Source organism: Bradyrhizobium sp. USDA 4011 (assembly GCF_054063415.1).
Genome location: NZ_JBSSGG010000001.1, coordinates 691,760 through 716,480 on the forward strand (window position 1 = coordinate 691,760; position 24,721 = coordinate 716,480).

The following is a 24,721-nucleotide window of genomic DNA, read 5'->3' on the forward strand; positions in this document are numbered from 1 at the left end:
GTTCCGCTTGCATCGTCGCGCGACTAATTCTAACAAATGTTAGATTTTGGCGGCGCATCGAGTCTGAAAGGATCCCGCCGCCCACCCAAGAACGCTTCACACCGACGGCGAGCGCCTGACGAGCTTGCCGCGCAGCCGCCAGGACCACTTGCAATGGCAATGATGAAATCGGACGTCGCAACCTCGAGCGAGGAATACGCACGCAACCGCAGCGCTTACACCGAGCGCGTCGCCGACCTTCGGCGACGCCGGGCCGCCGCGGCGATCGGCGGGCCCGAACGGGCGCGCAAGCTTCACAAGGATCGCGACCAGTTGCTGCCGCGAGAACGGATCGCCGCGCTGGTCGATCCCGGATCGCCGTTCCTTGAATTCTGCCAGTTGGCCGGCGAAGGCTTGTACGAAGGTGTGCCGCCCGGCGGCAGCATCATCACGGGCGTCGGCATGATCTCCGGCCGTCCCTGCATGATCATCGCCAACGAACCCACGGTGAAGGGCGGCACCTATTACGGCATCACCTGTAAGAAGCACGTTCGCGCCCAGCGCTTCGCCTGGCAGCATCGCCTCCCCTGCGTGACCCTCGTCCAGTCGGGCGGCGCCAACCTTCCGGACCAACCCAATATCTTCCCCGACGACGGCCAGTTCGGCTCGATCTTCTACAATCAGGTCAGGATGTCCGCCGAAGGCATCCCGCAGATTGCGGTGGTGCACGGTCCCTCGACCGCGGGCGGCGCCTACATCCCCGCTCTGTGCGATGAGACGGTGATCATTCGAAACCAGGGCGCCATGTTCCTCGGCGGCCCGCAACTCGTCTATGCTGCAACGCGCGAGGAAGTCGGCATCGAGGCACTCGGCGGTGGCGAGATGCACAGCCGCATCAGCGGCGTGACCGACCATCTCGCCGAGAACGACGCACACGCGATCGCGATCACGCGCGAGATCGTGGCCAATCTCGGCGAAATCCCACGGCAGGCCTGGACGGTTGCACCGGCACGCGACCCCCTGTTCGATCCGGCCGAAATCTACGGCCTGATCTCCTCGGATCCCCGCGTCCCCACCAACAATCGCGACATTCTCGCTCGCCTCGTCGACGGCAGCGAATTCCATGAGTTCAAGCCGCTTTACGGCGATACGCTGGTGACCGGCTTCGCGCGGATCATGGGCTTCGAGATCGGCATCCTCTGCAACAACGGCGTGCTGTTCTCTGAAAGCGCGCTGAAGGCGACGCACTTCATCGACCTCTGCTGCAAGCGCGACATTCCGCTGCTGTTCATGGCCGACGTCACCGGCTTCATGGTCGGCCGCGAGGCGGAAGAAGGCGGCATCACCAAGAACGGCGCGAAGATGATCACGGCGATGGCGAGCGCGAACGTGCCGAAATACACGCTGATCATGGGCAACGCATATGGCGCGGGATACCTCGCGATGTGCGGTCGGGCGTTCCGGCCGAACGCCATGATGATGTGGCCGAATGCTCGTTCCGCGATCATGGGACCTGACCAGGCCGCGACAACGCTCGCGATGGTCCGCGACGACGTGCACAAACGCGAAGGCACGACTTGGACGAACGCAGAGCGCGAGGCCTATATGGCGCCGACCCGGCGAACGTTTGAGGAGTTCGCCAATGCCTACAATTTCGCCCGCAACACCTGGTGCGACATGGTGATCGATCCGCTCGAAACCCGAAGCGTGATGGCGCTGCTGCTCGATCTGGCCGGCCGGATCCCGCATCAGCACACCGACTTCGGCGTGTTGCGAATGTAGACGCAGGAGACCCGCTGTGTTCAAGAAGATATTGATCGCCAACCGAGGCGAGATCGCCTGTCGTATCGCCCGCACTTGCCAACATCTTGGCGTTGCGGTGGCCGGCGTGCATTCCGCTGCAGATGCCGATGCCTTGCACGTCAAGACCATCGGCGAATCGATCGAGATCGGCGGCGCGCCGGCCTCGGAGAGCTACTTGCGGATCGATACCGTAATTGCCGCCGCCAAGGCCACCGGCGCCGAGGCCATTCACCCAGGCTTCGGCTTCCTGGCGGAGAACGCGGCCTTCGCCCGCGCGGTCGAAGCAGCGGAACTGGTGTTCATCGGTCCGACACCGGAAACCATCGAACGCCTCGGCGACAAGGCATCCGCGAAACGTGAAGCCGTCGCGGCCGGCGTACCGACGGTGCCCGGCAGCGAGGTTCCCAGCGAAGACCCTGTCGAGATCGAACGGATGGTCCGCCGCCTCGAACTGCCTGTCATGCTGAAAGCGGCTGCTGGTGGCGGCGGCAAGGGCATGCGGGCGATCTCGACCCTCGACGGGCTGCGCGACGAAATCGAGTCCGCGATGCGAGAGGCCAGGAATGCCTTCGGCAACGCCGGGCTGATCGTCGAAAAATTGATCCAGCGCGGCCGGCACCTCGAAGTGCAGATCGCGGGAGACGGCGACGGCAACGTCATCCACCTGTTCGAACGCGAATGCACACTTCAGCGCCGTCATCAGAAGCTGATCGAGGAAGCGCCCGCCGCCAATCTGCCACCCGCGCTTCGCCAGCGCATCCTCGACGACGCCGTCCGGCTCGGCCGCCAACTCAGATATCGTGGTGTCGGCACGGTCGAATTCATCGTTAGCGGCACTGATTACTATTTCCTGGAAGTCAATCCGCGGCTGCAGGTCGAGCATCCCGTGACCGAATTGGTCACCGGCATCGACATCGTCGAGACCATGCTCCGCATTGCCGTCGGCGACGGCCTGCCGGTTACGCAGGATGAACTGGTGTGTCGGGGCCACGCGGTCGAGGCGCGAATCTGCGCCGAAGATCCGAACGACGGCTTCATGCCGTCGACCGGAGAGGTCATATACGTCAGGTTTCCGTCCGACGACATCCGCGTCGAGACGGGAATCGAGAGCGGATCGATCGTCACGCCCTACTACGACTCGATGCTGGCCAAGCTGATCGCTCACGCCGCCTCCCGCAATCAGGCGCTCGACCGGCTCGACCGCGCGCTTAAGGAGACGTCAATCTTCGGCGTCATCACCAACCGGGAGTTCCTGGGGCGTCTGATCGCCCTGCCCGCGACCAGGGCCGCGACGTTCCATACCCGCCTGATCGACGAGCAGATCGATGCGCTTGCCCCCGAGGCTGGTGACATCGATGCTGAGGCGCTCGCGCTCGGGGCCTATTTCTGGATGATGCGCCAGCGTCAACCTCGGTCCGGCAGTCCCTGGCAATCCAGCGGATTGACCGGCTGGCAGATGGCGGCAGGAAACGATGGCATGTCGCCGATCCCCATCCTGCACCTCGAGAATGCAGGTGCCAGCGCGGAAATCCGCTTCGCGCCGCTGCAGCCGGACGGCGCGATGCTGATCGGCGTCAACGATGCCAGGATTTGGGTCAAGCTTTCGCCGCTCGCGAACGATAGCTTCGCTGCGGTGGTGAACGCGCGCCGCGAGACCGTGCGGATCGTCCAGCAGGACCAGGCGATCTTCGTCCACGGTCCGCGTCACGCCCACACGATGAACGCAATTCCCTATCTCCGGTACATCAGCACGCGTCCCGAGATCAGCGGCGAGTTGCGCGCCCCGATGACAGGCGTCGTGCTGAAGGTCAACGTCGCAGTCGGCGGCCGCGTGAAGGCCGGCGACGCGACCGTCGTCATGGAATCCATGAAGATGGAACTGCGCATTGCCAGCGCGGTAGCCGGTGTCGTGACCGCGGTTCATTTCAAGCCCGGTGAAACGGTCGAGCGGAACGCCGTCGTCGTCATCGTCGAACCGGACCTCGTCACGCAATAGCAAGCCTGCAACACCAAATTCAGGAACGCTCATGTTACGATTGGGAAGCGTGAACTACGACGTCCAAGGCAAGATCGCGATCTTGACGCTTGACGAACCGAACAAGCTGAACGCACTGACCACCGGCATTCGCGCCGGCATCCTCGATGGCCTGAAGCGGGCCGATAGCGACGGACCAGGTGTGTGTAAGCATCATTACCGGCGCGGGTGGCAAGGCATTCTGCGCCGGTGCCGATATCGGCAATTTCGATTTCGCCCCGGAAAAAGCGCGCGCGTTCTTCATCGACGCCATGGAGGTCCTGACCGCCCCGGAACGGGCGCTCAAGCCGGTGATTGCCGCCGTCAATGGAATTGCCTATGGCGGCGGCTTCGAGCTTGCGATCGCTTCCGACTTCATCTTCGCAGCCGAGAGCGCCCGCTTTGCGGTACCAGAGATCAAGCTGGGGCTATTGCCCGGCTTCGCCATTGTGCGGCTCAATGACATTGTCGGGCGTGCGAAAGCCAAGGAGATGAGCATGCTCGGCGACCCGCTCACTGCCGCGGAAGCGGGCCGGCTCGGGATCGTTTCCCACGTTAGTCCCGATGACGGGTTACTCGACGACGCGCTGGCGTTCGCGGAACGCCTAGCATCACAGCCGCAGCTTGCCGTGCGAATGGCAAAATCCTTCTACAACCGCGGCCTTGGCGGCGACGAGATGCGCCATGCGATCGACGGCTTTCCATTCCTGCTGACGCACGCTGATGCACGCGAAGGTATCGCCGCATTTCGTGAAAAGCGCGAGCCGCAATTCCGCAAGGGGTAATTCGCGCCCGCCTTCGTCGCAACCATCAATACCTCGTAGATGACGTGTGCGAGGTGCACTACGGGACTATCAAACACAAGAAAATGAGGGAGAACACGTGAAGAAGTATTTGCTGGCCTTCGTCATCGTAGCGGCAACGGCGTCGACCGCCTCGGCGCAGATCTCGGACGATGTCGTCCGAATCGGCGTGCTGACCGACCTTTCGAGCTGGGGACGCGACAACAGCGGGCCCGGATCGATTGAAGCGGCCAAAATGGCCGTCGAAGAATTCGGGCCGACCGTGCTCGGCAAGCCGATCGAGATCGTCAGCGCCGATCATCAGATGAAGACCGACGTCGGCCTCCAGATCGTGCGGGACTGGTTCGACAACGGCAAGGTCGACGCCGTCGCCGACATTCCAAACTCGGGGATCGCGATCGCCGTTCACAACATGGTCCGGGAGCGCAACAAGATCGCCCTGCTCTCGGGGCCGGGCGCAAGTTCGCTGACAGACGAACTGTGCAGCCCCAATACTGTTCACTTCGCCTACGATACCTATGCGCTCTCCAAGGTGACGGCCTCGGCGGTCATCAACGAAGGCGGCAAATCCTGGTTCTTTGTGACGGCCGACTATGCGTTCGGCCAGCAACTGGAGAAGGACGCCGCGCGCTTCATCAAGGAGCTGAACGGCAAGGTGCTCGGCAGCGTGCGGCATCCGACCAACACGGCCGATTTCTCCTCGTTTGTCTTGCAGGCGCAGAACTCCAAGGCCGATGTGGTGGCATTCGCCAACGCCGGCCAGGACACCGACAATGCCATCAAGCAATCCGGCGAATTCGGCCTGGTGCAGAGCGGCCAGAAACTCGTTGGCCTGCTGATGTTCGATACCGACGTGCACGCCATCGGACTGCAGGCCGCACAAGGCACCTACATGACGACGGCGTCCTACTGGAATATGGATGAAAAGACCCGCGCGTGGTCGAAGAAGTTCTTCGCCAGAACCAAGGTGATGCCGACGATGATCCACACCGGCGTCTACGGCTCGGTTTTGCACTATCTCAAGGCGATCCAGGCTGCTGGTACCGATGACCCGGCGAAGGTGATGGCCAAGATGCGCGAACTGCCGATCGAAGACGCCTTCATGCACGGAGGCAAACTGCGCGAGGATGGCCGGGTCATCCGCGACATGTACCTCGCCCGGGTGAAGAAGCCGTCCGAGTCGAAGGAACCGTGGGACTACCTTGAAATCGTCAAGACCGTCAGGGGCGAAGATGCATACCGGCCGGCCTCCGAGTCGAAATGCCCGCTCCTGAAGAAGTGAGTTGTTCAGGTCGAGCACCTCAGCAAATGCGACGCGCCGATGCCGTCGGCGCGTTTCGCATGCGCTCTCCTCGTTACCCGTCCACGCAGATGCCGATGGTGAGCATCGCGGTCAGTTCACGCGCCGTCTGAGCAACCCTGAGTTGCCCCCTGCCGTTGACGTATCTCCAGGCAAGATGCTCGATCGCGCCGAACAGCACATCGCGCAGCAGCTTTGGATTGACGTCCGGCCTCACCTCCCCGGTCTTAACGGCGTCCTTGACGATTCGAATCAGCACCGACGTATAGCGCCGGTTCATCTCCTGGATCGCCGAGCCTTCGTAGTCGCTCGCGCCCCGCACCTCCGCAATGAACAAACGGCAGAGGTCGGTGTCGGAGACGAAGACCTCGAGATGCCGCTTGATCAGCGCTTCGAGGCGATCGCGAAAGCGATTTTTCCTGAATACCTGCGTCTCGAGATCGACCAGGATCCGTTCATAGAACTTCTGCAGCACAGCAAACAGCAGGCCCCGCTTGTTGCGGAAGTATCGATAGGCAAGCCCGTCGGAAATCTGCGCGATACGCGCGATCTCGGCGATCGAGGCCCCCTCATAGCCCTTCTCGGCAAAGGCGCGCTTGGCTGCATCCAGGATTGCGGCGTAGCGATCCTGCATTCGTTCGGGGCTTATCGCCGGCATATCGCAACTCCGGAATTTTCCAGATTCAGCATGGTGAATCGTATCGTAACCAGGCCCAAGGCTCGGGTGCCAACCGAACGCCTCTCGCAAGCAGCGAAATGTCACATAATAACTGAATATCATTCACTTTGGACCCCGGTCAATCGATCCGACAGTTGACACCGGTCCAAACTGAATTACATTCATTATAAAGCCGCAATCAGCCAAGATCGCGATGTCGATAAAAACTGGGAAGGAAACCTGCGCATGACCACATCCCAGGCCAGTTTGAGCGGCGACAATCGGATGGCGATGTTTGCGCTCGATGAACAGCAACAGGCCATCCTCGATCAGGCGGATCGCTTTGCGCAGAAGGAGCTATATCCGCTCTCCGAACGAATGGACCGCGAGGAATGGTGGCCGGACGAAGCGTTCCGCACGATCGGCGATAGCGGCTTTTTCGGAGCAACCATCCCCGAGGAATATGGCGGCGCCGGCCTCGACCTTGTGGCGGCTGGTCTCGTGCTGCAGGGCTTCGCGCGCTGGAACCATGCGATGGCGCTGTCCTGGGTCGCGCACGACAATTTGTGCGCCAACAACATCTATCGCAACGGCAACGAACAGCAGCGCCGCAAATATCTGCCGGACCTCTGCGCGGGCCGGAAAATTGGTGCACTGGGCCTTACCGAGCCGGGAGCCGGCTCCGACGCCCTCGGTTCGATGCGCACGACCGCACGGCGCGATGGAGATCACTACGTCCTCAACGGAGGCAAGATCTACATCACCAACGGACCTGTCGCCGACATCATCCTGGTCTACGCCAAGACAGATCGCTCGAAGGGCGCGCACGGCATTTCCGCTTTCATCGTGGAAAAAGGCTTTCCCGGGTTCAAAGTCGCACAGAAGCTGACCAAAATGGGCTATCGCGGCAGCCAGACCGCCGAGCTCGTGTTCGAAGACTGCCGGGTGCCCGCAGAGAACCTAGTCGGCGACGAGAATCGCGGTGTGTCGATCGTAATGAGCGGGCTCGATCTCGAGCGCGCAATGGTCTCACCGCTGTGTCTCGGCGTTGCGGAGCGCGCCTTGCAGCTCTCCATCGAATACGCACAGACCCGCCAACAGTTTGGCAAGCCGATCGGGTCTTTCCAGATGGTCCAGTCGATGCTGGCGGAGATGTACGTTCAGGTCGAGACCATGCGGACGTTCACCTACCGCACGCTGGCGGAGGCCGCACTGCTCGAGATCGGTGGTGGCGGACGCGGCGATATCCACATGCTGACGGCCGCCTCCGTGATGTACGCCGCCGAGGCATGCCACGCCGTCCTCGACAAGGCAGTCCAGATCCATGGCGGCAGCGGCTACATCTGGGAGTCGGAGATCAACCGGCTATTTCGTTCGATCAAGCTGCTGGAGATCGGCGCCGGAACGACGGAAGTCCGCAAAATGATTATCGCGGGCGAACTCCTCAAGGACGTGGCTTGCCATGGCTGACGATCACACGTCTGAGCGATCGAACCGGCTAGGACTGACGGACGATGAGCTTGCGGTGCATCGGACCGTGTTCGCTTCCGATGCCCTGAAGGATACGGTCATCGTGCTATCCGGCGGCGCGGGCGGCATCGGGAGGGCAATCGCGTGGTTGTTCGCACGGCTCGGCGCACATATCGTCGCGGTGGGCCGCGATCAGAACAGATTGTCCGATTTGACCGCCAATTTGACGGCGAAGGGACTCAAAGCATCCGCGTGCGTCGTCGACATCAGGGATCCCGACGCCGTCACGGCGCTGTTCGATGCGGTCTGGCAGAAGCATGGCCGCGTCGACGGATTGATCAACAGCGCGGGCGGGCAATTCCCGCAACCAGCGATCGATTTTTCCGTTAAGGGGTGGAACGCCGTCATCGATACAAATCTGAACGGCACCTGGTACATGATGCAGACCGCGGCACGACACTGGCGCGACAACAAATACCCCGGCAGTATCGTCAACATTGTCGTTGTCACGACGCACGGCCTCTACGGCATCGCGCATTCGATCGCCGCCAGATCCGGGGTCATCGGCCTTTCGCGCAGCGTTGCCGTCGAATGGGCTCCTTTCAACATCCGGGTGAATTGTGTCGCCCCGGGGGCGATCGAGACCGAAGGCTGGAACGTCTATACGCCCGAGGCACGCGCGGCTTACCCACGATCAAATCCGATGATGCGGGCGGGTTCGCCGTGGGATGTTGCCGAAGCCTGCGCCTATCTCACAAGTCCGTCCGGAGGATTCGTGACCGGCGAGACCTTGACCGTGGATGGCGGGGGCCAGCTCTGGGGAGAGACCTGGACGACTGGAAAGCCGGCCTATTTCACAAGCAAGGGCTCGTAGGTCGGCCGTCTGTCGCGGCGGCACGAATTCAACGAGCCCGCCTTCAATATGTGCATCGGAACTTCCTCGCCAGCATTCATTCTTACAGTAAGGATTAATCCGCCGTGACCAATCATCTGATACACCGTGTCAATGTTGGCGACCTCGTCACCCGTAGCGCGGCGCGGTTTCCAGAGCGAGAGATGATCTGCGACGGCGACAGGCGTTGGTCCTATCGTGATTTTGACACCTGGACCAACCGGGTCGCGCATGGTCTTTCCGCACTTGGCCTCGAGAAGGGCGACGCCCTTGCCCTGATGTCAGGCAATCGCGCCGAATTCCTGGCCGTCTATTTCGCCTGCGCACGGCTTGGCCTGGTCTGCGTCCCCGTCAATCTGCTCTGGCGACAAGGCGAGCTTAGCCATGTCCTGAAGGACTCGCGCGCTCGCGCCGCCGTCGTCGAAGCGGGCCTGCTGAAGCAATTCTGCGCTGGTGTGGAAGATCCGGGACAGCTGCTTGGCGTCGTCGTGATGGACGGACAGGCTCCGGGCGCTGCGACTCCCGATAGCATCGGTGACGTGCCACTGCTCGATTTCAACGCACTCGCGGCTGGCCAGTCGTCCGATGTTCCGGATGTCGCGATCGAAGACCGCGCTCCCCTCTCCTATCTCTACACCAGCGGTACGACCTCGGCGCCAAAGGGTGTGATCGGCACCCATCTCGCAATCTACCTGGAATCACTTGGGACCGCGATCGATACACGCATGACCGAGAACGATCGCCTGAGCGTGGTGCTTCCGCTGTTCCACACGGCCCAACTCAACGCGCTTTGCACACCCGCAATCGCGGCAGGCGCCTCGATGGTGATCCAGCGCGGCTTCGACGCCACTGCTCTTCACGAAGCTATCGAAAACGAGCACATCAGCGTGCTCTTTGCGCTGCCGATGATGATCCAGCAGCTCGTCGAACGTCAGCTCGCGCACCGACGCAACGTCTCGAGCCTGCGCCTGACGGTCTACGCCATGGCCCCGATGCCGGAGGCGGAACTCCGCCGCGCGATCGAGACCTTCGGCTGCGACTTCAGCCTCATGTTCGGGCAGACCGAGATGAGCCCGGTCTCGACATTCTTCAAGCCGGAGCACCAGCTCAGCCATCCCGGCGCGGTCGGCACGCCGGCCGTCAACGTGCAGGTCGCCATCATGGCCCCAGGCGGCGAGCTGCTTCCGACAGGCGCGACCGGCGAGATCGTCTATCGCAGTCCCCAGACCATGGCGGGCTACCTGCACAATCCCGAGGCGACCGCAGATGCCTTCCGCCATGGCTGGTTCCATTCAGGCGATGCCGGCCATTTCGACGCTGACGGGATTCTCTGGTTCGAGGACCGCTTCAAGGATGTCATCAAGACCGGCGGCGAGAATGTCTCGTCGATCGAGGTCGAGCTGGCGATCCGGGCCGCACATCCCGACGTGCTCGAAGTCGCCGCGATCGGCTTGCCGCACGAACGTTGGGGCGAAGCGGTCACCGCCGTCGTCGTTACCCAGGATGGCAGATCCATCGACGCGGACACGCTGCTGTCAGCCGTGCGCGAGCGGCTAAGCCCGTTCAAATGCCCGAAGGCCGTCATCCATGTTTCGGAGCTGCCCAAGACCGCCACCGGCAAAATCGAAAAAGCCAAGCTGAGGCGCACCTATGCAGCCTACTACCAGTGAATCGTTGTCCGCCGCAGCCGACTACAGACCGTCAGAAACTGGGTCCTGGAGCTAAAGAGCAACCGGCGCGGCATGTGCCAGCGTTACTCCGATGCACACCGACGCTTGCTGACGATCGACTGTTCATGGCCTCCCGGTGCCCACAGCGCGCCCATGCCCGCCTGACCAGTTAAAAAGCGTGACCTTTCGCTCTAATCGACCACGGGCCAATTTGGGGTAGCTCCCACAAAAGCGATCAAGGCGGACAAATAGTGTTCAACTTTGCCCCAATGGCTGCTGCTGCCCCCTCAAACTGAGGTTTCGCCTCTCAGGGCTCCGGCCGTTCTGCACGCTGTAATGCGCCACAATACGCTGCTCGCGGAAGCACGTGGAATTCACACACCGAACAGGGTTAAGCGGAGGCCACAACTCGGGTCCACGCTCGGATATCGGAGGAAGTGAGAACAGCCCTCACCAAACTACGCCAAATTACGCGACGGCCGCCGGCCACACTACTCCCACTCGATCGTCCCCGGCGGCTTGCTCGTCACGTCGTACACCACCCGGTTCACGCCCTTCACCTCGTTGATGATGCGCGTCGCGGTCTCACCTAAGAACTTCATGTCGAACTGGTAGAAGTCGGCGGTCATGCCGTCGGTCGAGGTGACGGCGCGCAGGCCGACGACGTATTCGTAGGTGCGGCCGTCGCCCATCACGCCGACGGTCTTGACCGGCAGCAGCACCGCAAAAGCCTGCCAGATCGCATCGTAGAGGCCGTGCTTGCGTATCTGGTCGATATAGACCGCGTCCGCGTTGCGCAGGATCTCGAGCTTTTCTTTCGTGATGTCGCCGGGGCAGCGGATGGCGAGGCCTGGGCCCGGGAACGGGTGGCGGCCGACGAAGACTTCGGGCAGGCCGAGTTCGCGGCCGAGCACGCGCACCTCGTCCTTGAACAGCTCGCGCAACGGCTCGACCAGCTTCATGTTCATGCGCGCCGGAAGGCCACCGACATTGTGGTGCGACTTGATGGTGACAGACGGTCCGCCGGTGAAGGAGACGCTCTCGATCACGTCAGGATAGAGAGTGCCCTGCGCCAGGAATTCCGCGCCGCCGATCTTCTTGGCTTCCGCCTCGAACACGTCGATGAACAAGCGCCCGATGGTCTTGCGCTTCACTTCGGGATCGGTGACGCCTTCGAGCTCGCCGAGAAACTGCTTCGACGCGTCCACATGGACCAGCGGGATGTTGTAGTGGTTGCGGAACAGGTCGACGACGGTCTTGGCCTCATCGAGCCGCAGCAGGCCGTGATCGACGAACACGCAGGTGAGCTGGTCGCCGATCGCCTCGTGGATCAAGACCGCCGCCACGGCGGAATCGACGCCGCCGGACAGGCCGCAGATCACCTTGCCCTGGCCCACCTGCGCGCGGATCTTCTCGATCGCCTCCTCGCGGAAGGCGCGCATGGTCCAGTCGCCGGTCAGCCCTGCGACCTTGCGCACGAAGTTGCGCAGCAGTTTTGCGCCGTCGGGCGTGTGCACCACCTCCGGATGGAACATCAGGCCGTAATACTTGCGCTTCTCGTCCTGGATGATTGCGAACGGCGCGTTCGGCGAGGTGCCGGCGACGGAGAAGCCGGGCGGCATCCTGGTGATGCGGTCGCCATGGCTCATCCACACCTGGTGCTTCTCGCCGTGGTTCCAGATGCCGTCGAACAGCTGGCTGTCGGTCTTGACCTCGACATCGGCGCGGCCGAACTCGCGGTGGTGCCCGCCCTCGACCTCGCCGCCGAGCTGGGCCGCCAAGGTCATCTGGCCGTAGCAGATGCCGAGCACGGGAACACCGGATTCGAAGATCAGCTGCGGGGCGCGCGGCGAGCCGGTTTCATGCACGGACTCAGGGCCGCCAGAGAGGATCACCGCTTTCGGCTTCATCTGCTTGAAGGCGGCCTCCGCCTTCTGGAACGGCACGATCTCGGAATAGACGCCCATCTCGCGGACGCGGCGGGCGATCAATTGCGTCACCTGGCTGCCGAAATCGACAATCAGAATCTTGTCATGCGCCGAGGCCACCGTGGGCGCCGACGCGTCATGGGCTGTGTGCTGGGCTGTCATGGCAAGCAGATACGCGACAGCGCCCGCCCCCGCAACCGCGCTGCGCGGCGCGCCCACATTCTTCTTTGGGCATCGACAAATCGATATAGGTCAGTATTATTGACCTAATTTGGCCGGAACCAATGGGAGGAAAACCAATGCCGGATTTTCACGAGCCGTCTCGCCTCGCAGCGCTCGGCCGCGACTGGGTCGCCGCCTGGAACGCGCGCGATCTCGAGCGCGTGCTGGCGATGTATTCGGAGGATGCCGAGATGACCTCGGACCGGATCCCGGCGTTCGGCTTCGGCGCTTCCGGCACCGTGCGCGGCAAGGCGCGGCTGCGGGCCTATTGGAGCGCGGCGCTGGCGAAACTGCCCGAGCTGCATTTCGAGCTGATCGACCTCTATGTCTCGCCCGACAGCGTCGTCGTGTTCTACCAGAACGAACGCGGCAAGAAGATCTGCGAGTATCTGAGGCTCGATGTCGAAGGCAAGATCAGGCAGGGCTCGGCGAACCATCTGGTGGGTTGACGGAGTCCCTCCCCCGTCATTGCGAGCGAAGCGAAGCAATCCATAGCTCCACTCGCGCAAGCATGGATTGCTTCGTCGCTTCAGCGCAAAATTGCTTTGCAATTTTGTCGCGAGCTCCTCGCAATGACGACGGGGAGTTCGTAAATGAAGGCAACCAGGACTCGCAGCATGAAAATCCCGCCCCTGCCCTTCACCGTCACCGACTGGAGCAACGTCGAACCTTCAGTGCATCCCGGCGAGACCGGGCAAGCGTTGTGGCGCACGCTCGATATCGGCGAGCTGCGGGCGCGGATGGTCGAATATTCGCCGGGCTATCTCGCCGATCACTGGTGCGATCGCGGCCACGTGCTGTTTGTGGTCAAGGGCGAGCTCGACACCGAGCTGCGCGATGGCCGCAAATTCACGCTGAAGCCGGGCATGAGCTACCAGGTCTCCGACTTCGGCGACGCTGCGCACCGCTCGTCGACGGCAACGGGCGCGACGCTGTTTATTGTGGATTGACGGCGCTCAACGCCTCCGCGCCGCGACCTTCTTCACCTTGGTATCCGCCCAGCTCAGCGGCTTGCCGCTTTTCGACGGCAGCACGAGTTGCCCGACCGCCTGCCCGGCCTGGTCCAGCAGTACCGAATGCGGCTCGCCGCGCGCATAGAGATGGGCCTCGCCCCATTGCCTCAATCCGACCACCACCGGGAACAGGTCGTGGCCGCGCTTCGTCAGCACATATTCCTGGTAGGCGCTGCCGTCGGAGGCCGCGACCTGCTCGAGCACGCCAAGCTCCATCAGTTTGCGCAGCCGCGCCGTCAGCATGCCCTTGGCGATGCCGAGATTCTTCTGGAAGTCGCCGAACCGGCGCAGGCCGTCGAACGCGTCGCGCACGATCAACAGCGACCACCAGTCGCCGATCGCATCCAGCGCGCGGGCCACCGGGCATTCCGCCTTTGCGAATCCGGTCCGCTGCATCGCGCTCCACCTCCCTCGATCACGATTTCGATCTGGTCTTAAAATAGGACTAGACAGCCTCCGGCGCAACTGGTCTCATCATAAGACCAGATTGCGAATTGCAGCGGAGGCAAGATGACGAACCAGACCATGATGAAGGCCCGGCCGGCAGCGGCGGGACCGGCTAAGGAGGATCACAACGCGGGCCACGCAACGGCAGGCGCGCTGTCACCCGCCGTGGTGCTGCTGTTCGCGGTCGCCTGCGGGCTCAGCGTCGCCAACATCTATTTCGCGCAGCCGCTGCTCGACACCATGGCGCGGGATCTTGCCATCACGCCGGCCGTGATCGGCGGCATCGTGACGCTCACACAGATCGGCTACGCCTTCGGCGTGGTGCTGATCGTGCCGCTCGGCGACCTCTGGGACCGCCGCAGGCTGATCGTCGGCCAGACCGCGCTGTCGGCGATAGCGCTCACGATCGTCGGCACCGCGGCAAATGCGGCCGTGCTGCTGGCCGGCATGGTCCTGGTCGGGCTGCTCGCGGTCGTGATCCAGGTGCTGGTCGCCTACGCCGCAACGCTGGCAGCATCCTCCGACCGCGGCCGCACCATCGGGACCGTCACCAGCGGCGTGGTGTCGGGCATTTTGCTGGCACGTTTTGCCGCCGGGGCGCTGGCCGATCTCGCCGGCTGGCGCGTGGTCTATCTCACGTCGGCCGCGCTGTCGCTGGTGCTGGCGGCACTCCTGGCCCGCGCGCTGCCGCGCCATGCGCCGCGGCCGATGGCCGGCGCGTCCTACGCCAAATTGCTGCGCTCGACGGTCGCACTGTTCGTCGAGGAGCCCGTGCTGCGCGAGCGCGCCGTGTTCGCGTTGCTGATCTTCGCGAGCTTCAGCGCGTTCTGGAGCTCGGTCGTGCTGCCGCTCTCAGCACCGCCGCTGTCGCTGTCGCACACCGCGATCGGAATGCTCGGCATTGCCGGCCTTGCCGGCGCGCTGGCGGCGCGCAATTCCGGCCGCCTCGCCGATCGCGGCTGGGGCCAGCGCACCACCGGATTGTCGCTGCTGCTGATGCTCGCCGGCTGGGTGCCGATCGCCTGCCTGCATACGTCACTTTGGCTCGTGCTCGCCGGCGTCGTCATGATCGACTTCGCGGTGCAGGCGATCCACGTCACCAACCAGAGCCTGATCGTCGCGGCGCGCCCCGAGGCGTCGAGCCGCCTGATCGGCGTCTACATGGTGTTCTATTCGATCGGCAGCGGGCTCGGCGCGATCTCGTCGACAATGGCCTATGCCGCGGCCGGCTGGCTCGGTGTCTGTGCGCTGGGTGCTGCGATCAGCGCCTGCGCACTATTGTTCTGGGTCATCGTGGTGAGCAGGACGCCGGTGCCGGCGGGTGTGTGCTCCGAAGCGTAGGGTACTCAACTCGTCATTGCGAGCGAAGCGAAGCAATCCATCGTGCCGCATGTGCGGAACCATGGATTGCTTCGTCGCTACAGCGCAAAATTGCTTCGCAATTTTGTCGCGAGCTCCTCGCAATGACGGCGGAAAGCCTCACGCCTTCTTCAGCACCGACACGAAGAACCCGTCCGTGCCGGTGCGGCGCGGCGTCATCAGCAGGCCCTCCGACGATTGCAGCGCGGCCTCGGTAAAGGCCTCGGCCTTGTCCCACAGCACCGATGCGGTCTGCTCCGGCGGCTGCACGGAAAACTCCGGGTGCCGCGCGATGAACGCCTTGACCTGCTCGCCGTTCTCCTCCGCCAGGACCGAGCAGGTGATGTAGGCGATGCGGCCGCCGGCCTTCACCAGCGGCGCGGCGCGCGCCAGCACCTCGGCCTGGTCCTTCAGCCGCACCTCGAGCGCGCCCGGGCGCATCCGCCATTTGGCGTCGGGGTTGCGGCGCCAGGTGCCGGTGCCGGTGCAGGGCGCGTCGATCAGCACGAGGTCGGCGGAGGCCTTGATGTCGGACAGCACCTCCTCCTCGCCGCGCGGCGTGCGCACGTCGCAATTGTGCACGCCGGCGCGCGACAGCCGCTCGTGGATGGGCACGAGCTGGCGCTTGTCGCTGTCGGTCGCGATCAGCCGGCCCTTGCCGTCCATCATGGCGGCAAGCGCTAACGTCTTGCCGCCGGCGCCGGCGCAGAGATCGATCACCTGCTCGCCGGGCTTGGCCGCCGAGAACAGCGCGGCGAGCTGCGAACCCTCGTCCTGCACCTCGATGGCGCCCTTGATGAAATCCTCCTCGGCATGGATGCCTGGGTTGCGCGCGTCGGCACCGAGCTCGATGCGCAGGCCGAGCGGCGACCACGGCGTTTCCTTGGCGCCGAGATACGACAGCCGCGGCAGGATCTTCTCGCGCTTGCCCTTCAGTGTGTTGACGCGCAAATCGAGCGGCGCGCGGCTCGCCATCGCGGTCGCTTCCGCGGCGCGGTCCTCGCCGAACACTTTTGCCAGATGCGGGTCAAGCCAGTCCGGATAATCGCCCGCGACATGCGCCGGCGCATCCTTGAGCGAGCGCGAGGCCAAGGCAGCCTCCTCGGCCGCGGTCAGCGGTTCGGGCGCGAAGCGGCCGCCGTCGCACAGCGCCGAGATCGTCGGGATATCCATGCCGCGCTCGAGCTTGAGCATGCCGAGCACCCGCGATCGGGCACTGGCATCGTCCATCAAATAGGCCGCGGAGGATTGCCGGCGCAGCACGTCCCAGATCAGGCCGGAGATCGCGGCGCGATCGCCGGAGCCGGCATAGCGGTGCGCGGTGCCCCATTCCTTCAGCGCTTTCGCGGCGGGAATGCGCTGTGCGTCGATGGTGGCGATCAGCTCGATCGCGGGCGGAGAGCCGGGCAGCGGGGGTCATTGATCTCTTTCGGTTTGGCGCATCAGATCAGCAGCAGGAGCTTGAGCGCGAAATAAAGCCACATCGCTGCCAGCACCAGCACGCCGGCGAACCAGGCGAGCGAGCGCGGCCGCACGTCGTTGGAGGTGACGAATATCCCGGCATGGGCAAACCGCGTCACCACGAACACCCAGGACATCAGCACGATGAACAGATCGGTATGGCGGATCGGCAGCGCAATGGCGATCAGGACATAGAACAGCACTGGCAGCTCGAACTGGTTCGCAAAGCAATTGCCGAGTTGGGTAGCACGCTCCGGCCAGTTCGGCTGGCGCAGCGCGATATCGGCCATCTTGGTCTCACCGCTCGCCAGCGTCCTGGTGCGCAGTGTCGCCATCCCGAACAGCAGCGCGAAGGTGAGCCCGATCTGGATGAAGACCGGCAGCAGAACCATTTGAACCGACATCAAGAATCTCCCTCAGCCGCGACCGCCCGGCCGCCCTCTTAGCCGCCACCGCCGCGCAACACAATGAAGCGTGTGCGGTAACCCGTTGAACCATCATCCGAGCCCGGGTGACCAACTCCCGAGAATAATGGCGGTTTCAGTTCCTCACGGCCGACGCGATGGGCATCATCACCCCGATCCTGGACGGCGCGGCCCTGGCGGCTGCGAGCTTCGGCGATCTCGTCACCTCCCTGCTGAAGGCGATCGACCCTGGCATCGGCTGGTTCTACGACGCGGCGGATGGCGGGCTCGGCATGGTGCTGTCGGGGCTCGCCGGCGTCGCCACAGCGCTCCTGGTCGTAATCCTGCTCTCGGTCTATTTCCGCAGCGGCTATCGCTCGACGCGCGACATCGTCAGGCACAGCCTCGCCACGGCGCTGATGCTCAGCCTGCTCGGCTATGCGGCCTACGACATGGGGCACGATGCGCTCGCCTATCTCGGGCTCAACGCATCGCCGGCTGTCACTGGAACAAACCCGCCGAACGCCGGACTGCTCGGAGGTCGCGGCGGTCCGCCTGCCCTGCCCATCCGCGCGGACAAGCAGCTTGCGATCTAGCGACCTGCGCCGCCGGATCAAACAAGACATCAAACAACGCATCAAACAGAGCAGCGAAGAACTCGCTGAAATCGTCATCGTTCCGACTTCGCGCCGACACTATAATTCGGCCGAAAGGATCGATGCATGTCCCAGTTTCGCCTGACACAAATCTCCGACACCCACCTCGCGCGCCGCTTCAGGCCGCTCGTCGACAATTTTCATCGCGTCAGCGAGCACATCGACGCGACGCGTCCCGATCTCGTGCTCAACTCCGGCGACGTCGCGTTCGATGGGCCGACCAGCCGCGACGATCTGGTGTTCGCCAAGGAGCTGCACAGCGCGCTGCCGGTCGATTGCCTCTATCTGCCGGGCAATCACGACATCGGCGACAATCCGACCGCGGTGGGCCCGGTGCCGACGCAACTGCCGACCGAAGAGACGCGCCGCGCCTTCACCTCGGTGCTCGGCGAGGATCGCTGGCATTTCGACGCCGCCGGCTGGTGCTTCATCGGGCTGAATTCGCTGATCATGAACACCGGCCTCGACAGCGAGGCCGCGCAGTTCGACTGGCTAGCGGGCGCGCTCGATAAGGCCGTCGGCAGACCGGTCGCGCTGTTCCTGCACAAGCCGCTCTATCTCGACGTGCCCTACGATGCCGAACGCGTCGAGACCGCGATCCGTTTCGTGCCGCAGCCGGCGCGCCGCCGCCTGATCGAGATGTTCGGCAAGGTCGATTGGCGCCTGGTCGGCAGCGGCCACGTGCACCAGCGCCGCGACTACACGTTCGAGCATGTCAGACAGATCTGGGCGCCCTCGGCCGGCTTCATCATTTCAGACGCGCGACAGGAAGTGATCGGCATCAAGGAAACCGGGTTGGTCGAATACCGCTTCCAGCCGGACAGCTTCGAAGTCCGCCACGTCAGGGCCAAGGGCCAGGTCGATGTCGACCTGGACATGCTGCTCGGCAAGCAGCCGGCGTGAGCCGAACTAGCTCCGTGCCGCGTCGTGCAGATCCTGCTTGATGACGGTGAGCAGCGCCTGCAGCGAGTCCTTGTTCGGCTGCGGCGCGGGCTGCATGCGTGGCATGACGCGGACCGGCTCGGCGGCCGGCCCGTCCTCGACAAATTTTCCATGCAAAACGTCGTCGCGGCGGCCCATGACGAACATCGTCGCCCAATAGCCGAGGGCGAGGAGAATGACCCCGAAAACAATAGCTTCAAAAACCATGGCTACACCTAAAATATAGCCATATTGAATCAACTGCTCCGGGTCCCCGTCAAGCAAATGGGGGCCGAAAAGCCCCCAAAAGCCCGCCATTGTGGCGTTTTTGATACTTTGTTCCTCGGAACAGGAGCTTCCGGGCCTCTGACTCAGGCCTTATCCGGCCCGACTCGGACCAGCTGCTTGCCGAAATTGGCACCCTTGAGCAGGCCCATGAAGGCCTCCGGCGCGCTGTCCAGGCCCTCGGTCACGAACTCCTTGTACTTGACCTTGCCCTCGCGCACCCACTGCGACATGTCGCGCAGGAAGTCGCCATGCATGGCGGCGAAATCGCTGACGATGAAGCCGCGGAAGGTCAGCCGCTTGGTCAGGATGTTGCGCATCATCGCACCGGCCCATTTCGGGGCGTGCGCTTCGGTGTCGTTGTAATGCGCGATCAGGCCGCAGACCGGAATCCGCGCGAACGCATTGAGCAGCGGAAACACCGCGTCGAACACCGCGCCGCCGACATTCTCGAAATAGACGTCGATGCCCTTCGGGCAGGCTTCCTTGAGCTTCGCCGCAAGGTTGGGATCGCGATGATCGAGGCACTCGTCGAAGCCGAGCTCGTTCTTGACGTAGGCGCATTTGTCCTTGCCGCCGGCGATGCCGATCGCCCGCGCGCCCTTGATCTTCGCGATCTGGCCGACCGCCGAGCCGACAGCGCCGGACGCGGCAGCAACCACCACCGTCTCGCCCGCCTGCGGCTTGCCGATCTCGAGCAGTCCCGTATAGGCGGTCATGCCGGGCATGCCGAGCACGCCGACCGCGGTCGAGATCGGCGCGATCTTCGGATCGATCTTGGCGAGCCCCTTTCCGTCGGACAGCACATGCGTCTGCCAGCCCGCGCGCGACAGCACGATATCGCCCTTGGCGAAGGCGGGATTGTTGGACGCGATCACCTCGCTCACCGTGCCGCCTTCCATCACCCCGCCGACCGGCACCGGTGCGGCATAGGACGGACCGTCGGCCATGCGGCCGCGCATATAGGGATCGAGCGACAGCCAGATGGTGCGGAGCAGCACTTCGCCCGCGCCCGGTGTCGGCGGCGTGTAATCCTCGAGCCGGAAGTTGGCCGGCGTGGGCTCGCCATGCGGGCGCGAGGCCAGAACGATGCGCTTTCCTTGGGCGTTTCCTTGGGACATGCTGATTTCCTCTTGAGGTGATTGGTTCGTGGCGCACACGTAGTCACGCAATCCAGCTCCCCGCAAGGGAGATGGATTTGCTCTTTCGCGCGCGCTTGTTTGAAATTCTCTTTGAAATGACGTGCGTCATGCCGTGAACGGCGTCGTTCTGGCACTGCCATCGTCATTCCGGGGCGTGCGAAGCACGAACCCGGAATCCATTCATCCAACTACGATGCGGCCCGATGGATTCCGGGTTCTCGCTTCGCGAGCCCCGGAATGACGTCGGTGCAACTACACCCCGCCCGGATAGTTCGGGGCTTCGCGCGTGATGGTCACGTCGTGGACGTGGCTCTCGCGCAGGCCGGCGCCGGTGATGCGGACGAACTCGGCCTTGTCGTGGAAATCCTTGATGTCCTTCGCACCGACATAACCCATCGCGGCGCGGAGACCGCCGGCGAGCTGGTGCATCACGTTGCCGACCGGGCCCTTGTACGGCACCTGGCCCTCGATGCCCTCGGGCACGAGCTTCAGCGTGTCCTTGATGTCCTGCTGGAAGTAGCGGTCGGCCGAGCCGCGCGCCATCGCGCCGACCGAGCCCATGCCGCGATAGGCCTTGTAGGAGCGGCCCTGCCACAGGAACACTTCGCCGGGCGTCTCGTCGGTGCCGGCGAGCAGCGAGCCGACCATCGCGATGTCGGCGCCGGCGGCAAGCGCCTTGGCGAGGTCGCCGGAATATTTGATGCCGCCGTCGGCGATCACGGGCACGTCGGCCTTCTTCGCCGCCGCCACCGCATCCATGATCGCGGTGAGCTGCGGCACGCCGACGCCGGCGACGATACGCGTGGTGCAGATCGAGCCCGGGCCGATGCCGACCTTGATGCAGTCGGCGCCGGCGTCGATCAGCGCCTGCGCGCCGCCCTCGGTCGCGACGTTGCCGGCCACGACCTGCACGGCGTTGGAGAGCCGCTTGATGCGGTTGACGGCGTTGAGCACATGCCGCGAATGACCGTGGGCGGTGTCGACCACGACGACGTCGACGCCGGCATCGATCAGCCGCTCGGTGCGCTCATAGCCGGTCTCGCCGACCGTGGTGGCGGCGGCGACGCGAAGCCGGCCCTGCGCGTCCTTGCAGGCCAGCGGATGGGCGACCGCCTTTTCCATGTCCTTCACGGTGATCAGGCCGACGCAGCGATATTGGTCGTCGACGACGACCAGCTTTTCGATGCGATGCTGGTGCAGCATCCGCTTCGCCTCGTCCTGACGGACGCCCTCGCGCACCGTGACGAGGTTTTCGTGCGTCATCAGCTCCGAAACCTTTTGCCGCGGATCGGTCGCGAAGCGCACGTCGCGGTTGGTCAGAATGCCGACCAGCTTGCCCGGAACGTTCTTGCCCGCACCGGTCACGACCGGGATCCCGGAGATGCCGTGATCCTTCATCAGCGTCAGCGCGTCCGACAGCGTGGCCTCGGGACCGATGGTGAGCGGATTGACCACCATGCCGGATTCGAACTTCTTGACCTGCCGCACCTGGGCAGCCTGGCCTTCGGGGTCGAAATTGCGGTGGATGACGCCGAGGCCGCCGGCCTGCGCCATCGCGATTGCCATCCGCGCCTCGGTGACGGTGTCCATCGCGGACGCCATGATCGGGATGTTGAGCTGGATCGCGCGGGTGACCCGCGAGCGAATGTCGACTTCGGAGGGAAGAAAGTCCGACAGACCGGGCTTCAGAAGCACATCGTCGAACGTGTAGGCTTCGCGGATCGCCTGAAGTCCCGTGGCCATTGCCAACTCCTTATCTGCGGCCTCAGCCGCGAGGGTCTTACGGATGAGCGCTACCTGCGGCGACGCTCGCTGCGTCACCGTCGAATCGGCGCCCATCGGTGGGGTTGACGCTGGTCGATAGCATGGCGGCATGACGAATCAAAGTGTTTGCCAGCCATGCACAGGCTTTTTACGGGCCAGGTCAGCGGGCCCTGTCGCCTGCTTAGCGATATCCCTGCGGCGGCCCGTGCCGGCGGATCGCCTCGACCACCTCGCGATGGCGCCGATCCTCCCGCTTCATGTGGACCGCGATCACCGCATGGGCCGACGGCACCAGCAGCAAGACGTGGAAAAACAGCCCGAAAATCGCGCAAAACACGATCAGGACCAGATTGAAGATGGCCGAAAACGGCTGTCCGTTCAGGAGCAGCCCGATCGGCGGCAGCAGAACGGCAAGGACATAGATCACGGCACGGACCCCTAACGCTGGCGGATGCATAGCAGCGTCACGCAGGATTTAGGGCGTTTGCCCGGTTCCGCAATAGCGTGGTCCGGGGCAGGATGATATGGCCCCGTCGCCCGCCTTTTCAGCAAAGCTGTCCTATTTTGATGAACAAGCAACGCCTGATCCCGCTCATCGTCGCCACCGCGCTGTTCATGGAAAACATGGATTCCACGGTGATTGCGACCTCGCTGCCGGCGATCGCCGCCGATATCGGCACCAGCCCCCTGACGCTGAAGCTTGCGATCACGTCCTATCTGCTGTCGCTTGCGGTGTTCATCCCGGCCAGCGGCTGGACCGCGGACCGCTTCGGCGCCCGCGTCGTGTTTGCCGGCGCCGTCGCTGTGTTCATGCTGGGCTCGATCGGCTGCGCGCTGTCCTCCTCGGTCACCGATTTCGTGTTCGCCCGCATCCTGCAAGGCCTCGGCGGGGCGATGATGACCCCGGTCGGGCGGCTGGTGCTGCTGCGCTCGGTCGACAAGAGCGCACTGGTCAACGCGATGGCCTGGGTGACCGTGCCGGCGCTGATAGGCCCGGTGATCGGGCCGCCGCTCGGAGGCTTTATCACCACCTATTTCTCATGGCACTGGATATTCCTGATCAACATCCCGATCGGGCTGCTCGGCATCTTCCTGGCGCTCAGATATATCGACCCGATCAAGAGCGAGGATCCCGAGCGCTTCGATCTGCTGGGACTGGTGCTGGCCGGCATTGGCCTCGCCGGCATCGCCTTCGGGCTTTCGGTCGCAGGCCTCAATCTGTTGCCGTGGCCGATCGTCGCCGGCCTGGTCGGAATCGGCACGGTGTCGATGACGCTGTACATCCTGCACGCGCGGCGCACCGGTTCGCCGGTGCTCGATTTCGGGCTGCTGCGGCTGCCGACCATGCGCGCGTCGATCGTCGGCGGCTTCATGTTCCGGCTCGGCATCGGCGCGCTGCCGTTCTTGCTGCCGCTGTTGATGCAGGTCGGTTTCGGCCTGTCGCCGTTCCAGTCTGGTCTCGTCACCTTTGCCTCCGCGGTCGGCGCCATGGGCATGAAGACCCTGGCGGCGCGGATCATCCGCGCCTTCGGCTTCCGCAACATGATGACCGTCAACGCGGTGGTCAGTTCGGCCTTCCTCGCCGCCTGCGCCCTGTTCACGATCTCGACCCCGCTGATGCTGATCTTCACCATCCTGGTGGTCGGCGGGTTCTTCCGCTCGCTGCAATTCACCGCGATCAACACCGTGGCCTATGCCGAGGTCGAGGCGCCGCAGATGAGCCGTGCCACCACCCTCGTCAGCGTCAACCAGCAGCTCGCGGTGTCCGCCGGCGTCGCGGTCGGCGCGTTCTCCGTCGAAACCACGCTGGCGCTGCACCACCAGACCGAGCTGTCCGCCGACGTGTTTGGACCGGCGTTCATCGTGGTGTCGCTGATCTCGGCAGCGTCCGCCTGGTTCTTCTGGCAAATGCCGGTTGACGCCGGCAACGAGATCGCCGGCCGCAAGGCGATCGACATCTCGAGCCGCAAGGGCGCCGAGAAGCGCGCCGCGGCCGAAGCCGTCAAGGTCGCGACCGAGGACACCCAGAACGCGCGCGATCAGCGCCTCGGCTAGTCGATCGAACTCGCCGTTCCCGAGCACGGACACTGCTGGCGCGCCGTCCGGTCACTGCCAGGCCCTTAGAGGTGGCCCGTCGTTCCGGCTGGCTGTCTTCGATCCGGACGTTCAACAAGTTCGTATGTGGGAACGTGGGTCGCTTCCAGCCACGATTCCAGCGCAGCTCCGCAGACCGTACAGATCGCGTCACCCGTATGCGGCACCAAGAACTTCTCTTCAGTGCGTCTGTACTCGGCGCCGCAATTGCATTGAACAATTGTCGCCATCTGAGAAGTATGCGCCTGCGCTGCCCGATTTTCCAGTCCGGCAACAAACGGCCCCGGCGCGCGAAACCCGACGCTGCACCAAGGCCGCCAACCCACTGGGGGGTTTTCTCCCGGTGGGGTTAAGGGCAATTGGCCGGGAGCAATGAAGTCGACTCTGGCCACGCGCCGAGGTTCCAACGGGTCGCGCTGAAATGTTGTTGTGCGCA

Annotated in this window: 22 protein-coding genes and 1 pseudogene; 13 read left to right on the forward strand and 10 right to left on the reverse strand. The window is 63.8% G+C overall.

From position 1 onward, the window contains the following. The first annotated feature begins 153 nt into the window (after positions 1 to 153). Together ACVW1C_RS03535 and ACVW1C_RS03540 are read left to right on the forward strand one after the other, a co-directional pair. Positions 154 to 1,761 (forward strand): carboxyl transferase domain-containing protein, encoded by a 1,608-nt coding sequence (locus ACVW1C_RS03535; RefSeq protein ID WP_456757195.1) that lies wholly within the window; start codon positions 154 to 156, stop codon positions 1,759 to 1,761. A gap of 16 nt (positions 1,762 to 1,777) precedes the next feature. Continuing rightward, positions 1,778 to 3,778 (forward strand): acetyl/propionyl/methylcrotonyl-CoA carboxylase subunit alpha, encoded by a 2,001-nt coding sequence (locus tag ACVW1C_RS03540; protein ID WP_456757196.1) that lies wholly within the window; start codon positions 1,778 to 1,780, stop codon positions 3,776 to 3,778. A gap of 34 nt (positions 3,779 to 3,812) precedes the next feature. Here the strand turns inward: ACVW1C_RS03540 and ACVW1C_RS03545 are convergent, their stop codons facing one another. Beyond that, positions 3,813 to 4,070 (reverse strand): hypothetical protein, encoded by a 258-nt coding sequence (locus ACVW1C_RS03545; RefSeq protein ID WP_456763296.1) that lies wholly within the window; start codon positions 4,068 to 4,070, stop codon positions 3,813 to 3,815. Between ACVW1C_RS03545 and ACVW1C_RS03550 the strand changes: the two genes are divergently transcribed. Together ACVW1C_RS03550 and ACVW1C_RS03555 are read left to right on the forward strand one after the other, a co-directional pair. After that, positions 3,958 to 4,581 carry an enoyl-CoA hydratase/isomerase family protein gene (locus ACVW1C_RS03550; protein WP_456757197.1) on the forward strand — a complete coding sequence of 208 codons (624 nt, stop codon included), beginning with the start codon at positions 3,958 to 3,960 and terminating at the stop codon, positions 4,579 to 4,581. The two genes, ACVW1C_RS03545 and ACVW1C_RS03550, sit on opposite strands and share 113 nt — an antisense overlap. Before the next feature lie 97 nt (positions 4,582 to 4,678). Continuing rightward, complete coding sequence (locus tag ACVW1C_RS03555; protein WP_456757198.1) at positions 4,679 to 5,881, forward strand: ABC transporter substrate-binding protein; 1,203 nt, start codon at positions 4,679 to 4,681, stop codon at positions 5,879 to 5,881. A 73-nt stretch (positions 5,882 to 5,954) separates the two neighbouring features. Here ACVW1C_RS03555 and ACVW1C_RS03560 read toward each other — a convergent pair whose 3' ends face one another. Continuing rightward, a complete protein-coding gene (locus ACVW1C_RS03560) occupies positions 5,955 to 6,557 on the reverse strand; it encodes a TetR/AcrR family transcriptional regulator (RefSeq protein ID WP_456757199.1) in 603 nt (200 codons plus the stop codon). A 246-nt stretch (positions 6,558 to 6,803) separates the two neighbouring features. Here ACVW1C_RS03560 and ACVW1C_RS03565 point away from each other — a divergent pair, with 246 nt between their 5' ends. From ACVW1C_RS03565 to ACVW1C_RS03575, 3 genes are all read left to right on the forward strand, one after another. Next, positions 6,804 to 8,027, forward strand: a complete 1,224-nt coding sequence (locus tag ACVW1C_RS03565) for an acyl-CoA dehydrogenase family protein (protein WP_456757200.1) — start codon at positions 6,804 to 6,806, stop codon at positions 8,025 to 8,027. Beyond that, the gene (locus ACVW1C_RS03570) at positions 8,020 to 8,901 is read left to right on the forward strand and encodes an SDR family oxidoreductase (RefSeq protein WP_456757201.1); all 882 of its coding nucleotides are present in this window, start codon (positions 8,020 to 8,022) and stop codon (positions 8,899 to 8,901) included. The genes ACVW1C_RS03565 and ACVW1C_RS03570 overlap by 8 nt, the downstream gene beginning before the upstream one ends. Before the next feature lie 104 nt (positions 8,902 to 9,005). Next, a complete protein-coding gene (locus ACVW1C_RS03575; RefSeq protein WP_456757202.1) occupies positions 9,006 to 10,589 on the forward strand; it encodes an AMP-binding protein in 1,584 nt (527 codons plus the stop codon). A 491-nt stretch (positions 10,590 to 11,080) separates the two neighbouring features. Here the strand turns inward: ACVW1C_RS03575 and guaA are convergent, their stop codons facing one another. Next, positions 11,081 to 12,679, reverse strand: coding sequence for a glutamine-hydrolyzing GMP synthase (guaA, locus tag ACVW1C_RS03580; protein WP_456757203.1), 1,599 nt, complete (start codon positions 12,677 to 12,679; stop codon positions 11,081 to 11,083). A gap of 137 nt (positions 12,680 to 12,816) precedes the next feature. On the opposite strand from guaA, the gene ACVW1C_RS03585 reads away from it, so the two are divergent. Then, entirely contained in the window at positions 12,817 to 13,188 is a 372-nt protein-coding gene (locus ACVW1C_RS03585) for a nuclear transport factor 2 family protein (protein ID WP_456757204.1), read from the forward strand. A 168-nt stretch (positions 13,189 to 13,356) separates the two neighbouring features. Then, on the forward strand, positions 13,357 to 13,689 hold the full coding sequence (locus tag ACVW1C_RS03590; RefSeq protein WP_456757205.1) for a DHCW motif cupin fold protein: 333 nt from the start codon (positions 13,357 to 13,359) through the stop codon (positions 13,687 to 13,689). Between the two features lie 6 nt (positions 13,690 to 13,695). Here ACVW1C_RS03590 and ACVW1C_RS03595 read toward each other — a convergent pair whose 3' ends face one another. Continuing rightward, on the reverse strand, positions 13,696 to 14,148 hold the full coding sequence (locus ACVW1C_RS03595; RefSeq protein WP_456757206.1) for a winged helix-turn-helix transcriptional regulator: 453 nt from the start codon (positions 14,146 to 14,148) through the stop codon (positions 13,696 to 13,698). A gap of 114 nt (positions 14,149 to 14,262) precedes the next feature. On the opposite strand from ACVW1C_RS03595, the gene ACVW1C_RS03600 reads away from it, so the two are divergent. Then, positions 14,263 to 15,540: an MFS transporter gene (locus ACVW1C_RS03600; RefSeq protein WP_456757207.1), complete on the forward strand. Its 1,278-nt coding sequence runs from the start codon at positions 14,263 to 14,265 to the stop codon at positions 15,538 to 15,540. Positions 15,541 to 15,678: 138 nt separating this feature from the next. Here ACVW1C_RS03600 and ACVW1C_RS03605 read toward each other — a convergent pair. Both ACVW1C_RS03605 and ACVW1C_RS03610 read right to left on the reverse strand, forming a co-directional pair. Continuing rightward, positions 15,679 to 16,978, reverse strand: a pseudogene (locus ACVW1C_RS03605) (RsmB/NOP family class I SAM-dependent RNA methyltransferase). Positions 16,979 to 17,000: 22 nt separating this feature from the next. Beyond that, positions 17,001 to 17,423, reverse strand: a complete 423-nt coding sequence (locus tag ACVW1C_RS03610; protein ID WP_456757208.1) for an MAPEG family protein — start codon at positions 17,421 to 17,423, stop codon at positions 17,001 to 17,003. 158 nt (positions 17,424 to 17,581) lie between these two features. On the opposite strand from ACVW1C_RS03610, the gene ACVW1C_RS03615 reads away from it, so the two are divergent. Next, positions 17,582 to 18,019 carry a hypothetical protein gene (locus ACVW1C_RS03615; RefSeq protein ID WP_456757209.1) on the forward strand — a complete coding sequence of 146 codons (438 nt, stop codon included), beginning with the start codon at positions 17,582 to 17,584 and terminating at the stop codon, positions 18,017 to 18,019. A gap of 126 nt (positions 18,020 to 18,145) precedes the next feature. After that, a complete protein-coding gene (locus tag ACVW1C_RS03620) occupies positions 18,146 to 18,982 on the forward strand; it encodes a metallophosphoesterase family protein (protein ID WP_456757210.1) in 837 nt (278 codons plus the stop codon). Positions 18,983 to 18,988: 6 nt separating this feature from the next. Here the strand turns inward: ACVW1C_RS03620 and ACVW1C_RS03625 are convergent, their stop codons facing one another. The 4 genes from ACVW1C_RS03625 to ACVW1C_RS03640 form a co-directional block, all read right to left on the reverse strand. Further along, positions 18,989 to 19,318, reverse strand: a complete 330-nt coding sequence (locus ACVW1C_RS03625; RefSeq protein ID WP_456757211.1) for a hypothetical protein — start codon at positions 19,316 to 19,318, stop codon at positions 18,989 to 18,991. A 53-nt stretch (positions 19,319 to 19,371) separates the two neighbouring features. Continuing rightward, positions 19,372 to 20,406 (reverse strand): NADP-dependent oxidoreductase, encoded by a 1,035-nt coding sequence (locus tag ACVW1C_RS03630; RefSeq protein WP_456757212.1) that lies wholly within the window; start codon positions 20,404 to 20,406, stop codon positions 19,372 to 19,374. 273 nt (positions 20,407 to 20,679) lie between these two features. Continuing rightward, positions 20,680 to 22,170, reverse strand: a complete 1,491-nt coding sequence (gene guaB / locus ACVW1C_RS03635; protein ID WP_456757213.1) for an IMP dehydrogenase — start codon at positions 22,168 to 22,170, stop codon at positions 20,680 to 20,682. Between the two features lie 202 nt (positions 22,171 to 22,372). Continuing rightward, positions 22,373 to 22,618 (reverse strand): hypothetical protein, encoded by a 246-nt coding sequence (locus tag ACVW1C_RS03640; protein ID WP_456656268.1) that lies wholly within the window; start codon positions 22,616 to 22,618, stop codon positions 22,373 to 22,375. A gap of 140 nt (positions 22,619 to 22,758) precedes the next feature. Between ACVW1C_RS03640 and ACVW1C_RS03645 the strand changes: the two genes are divergently transcribed. Beyond that, the gene (locus ACVW1C_RS03645) at positions 22,759 to 24,246 is read left to right on the forward strand and encodes an MFS transporter (protein WP_456757214.1); all 1,488 of its coding nucleotides are present in this window, start codon (positions 22,759 to 22,761) and stop codon (positions 24,244 to 24,246) included. Positions 24,247 to 24,721: the final 475 nt, after the last annotated feature.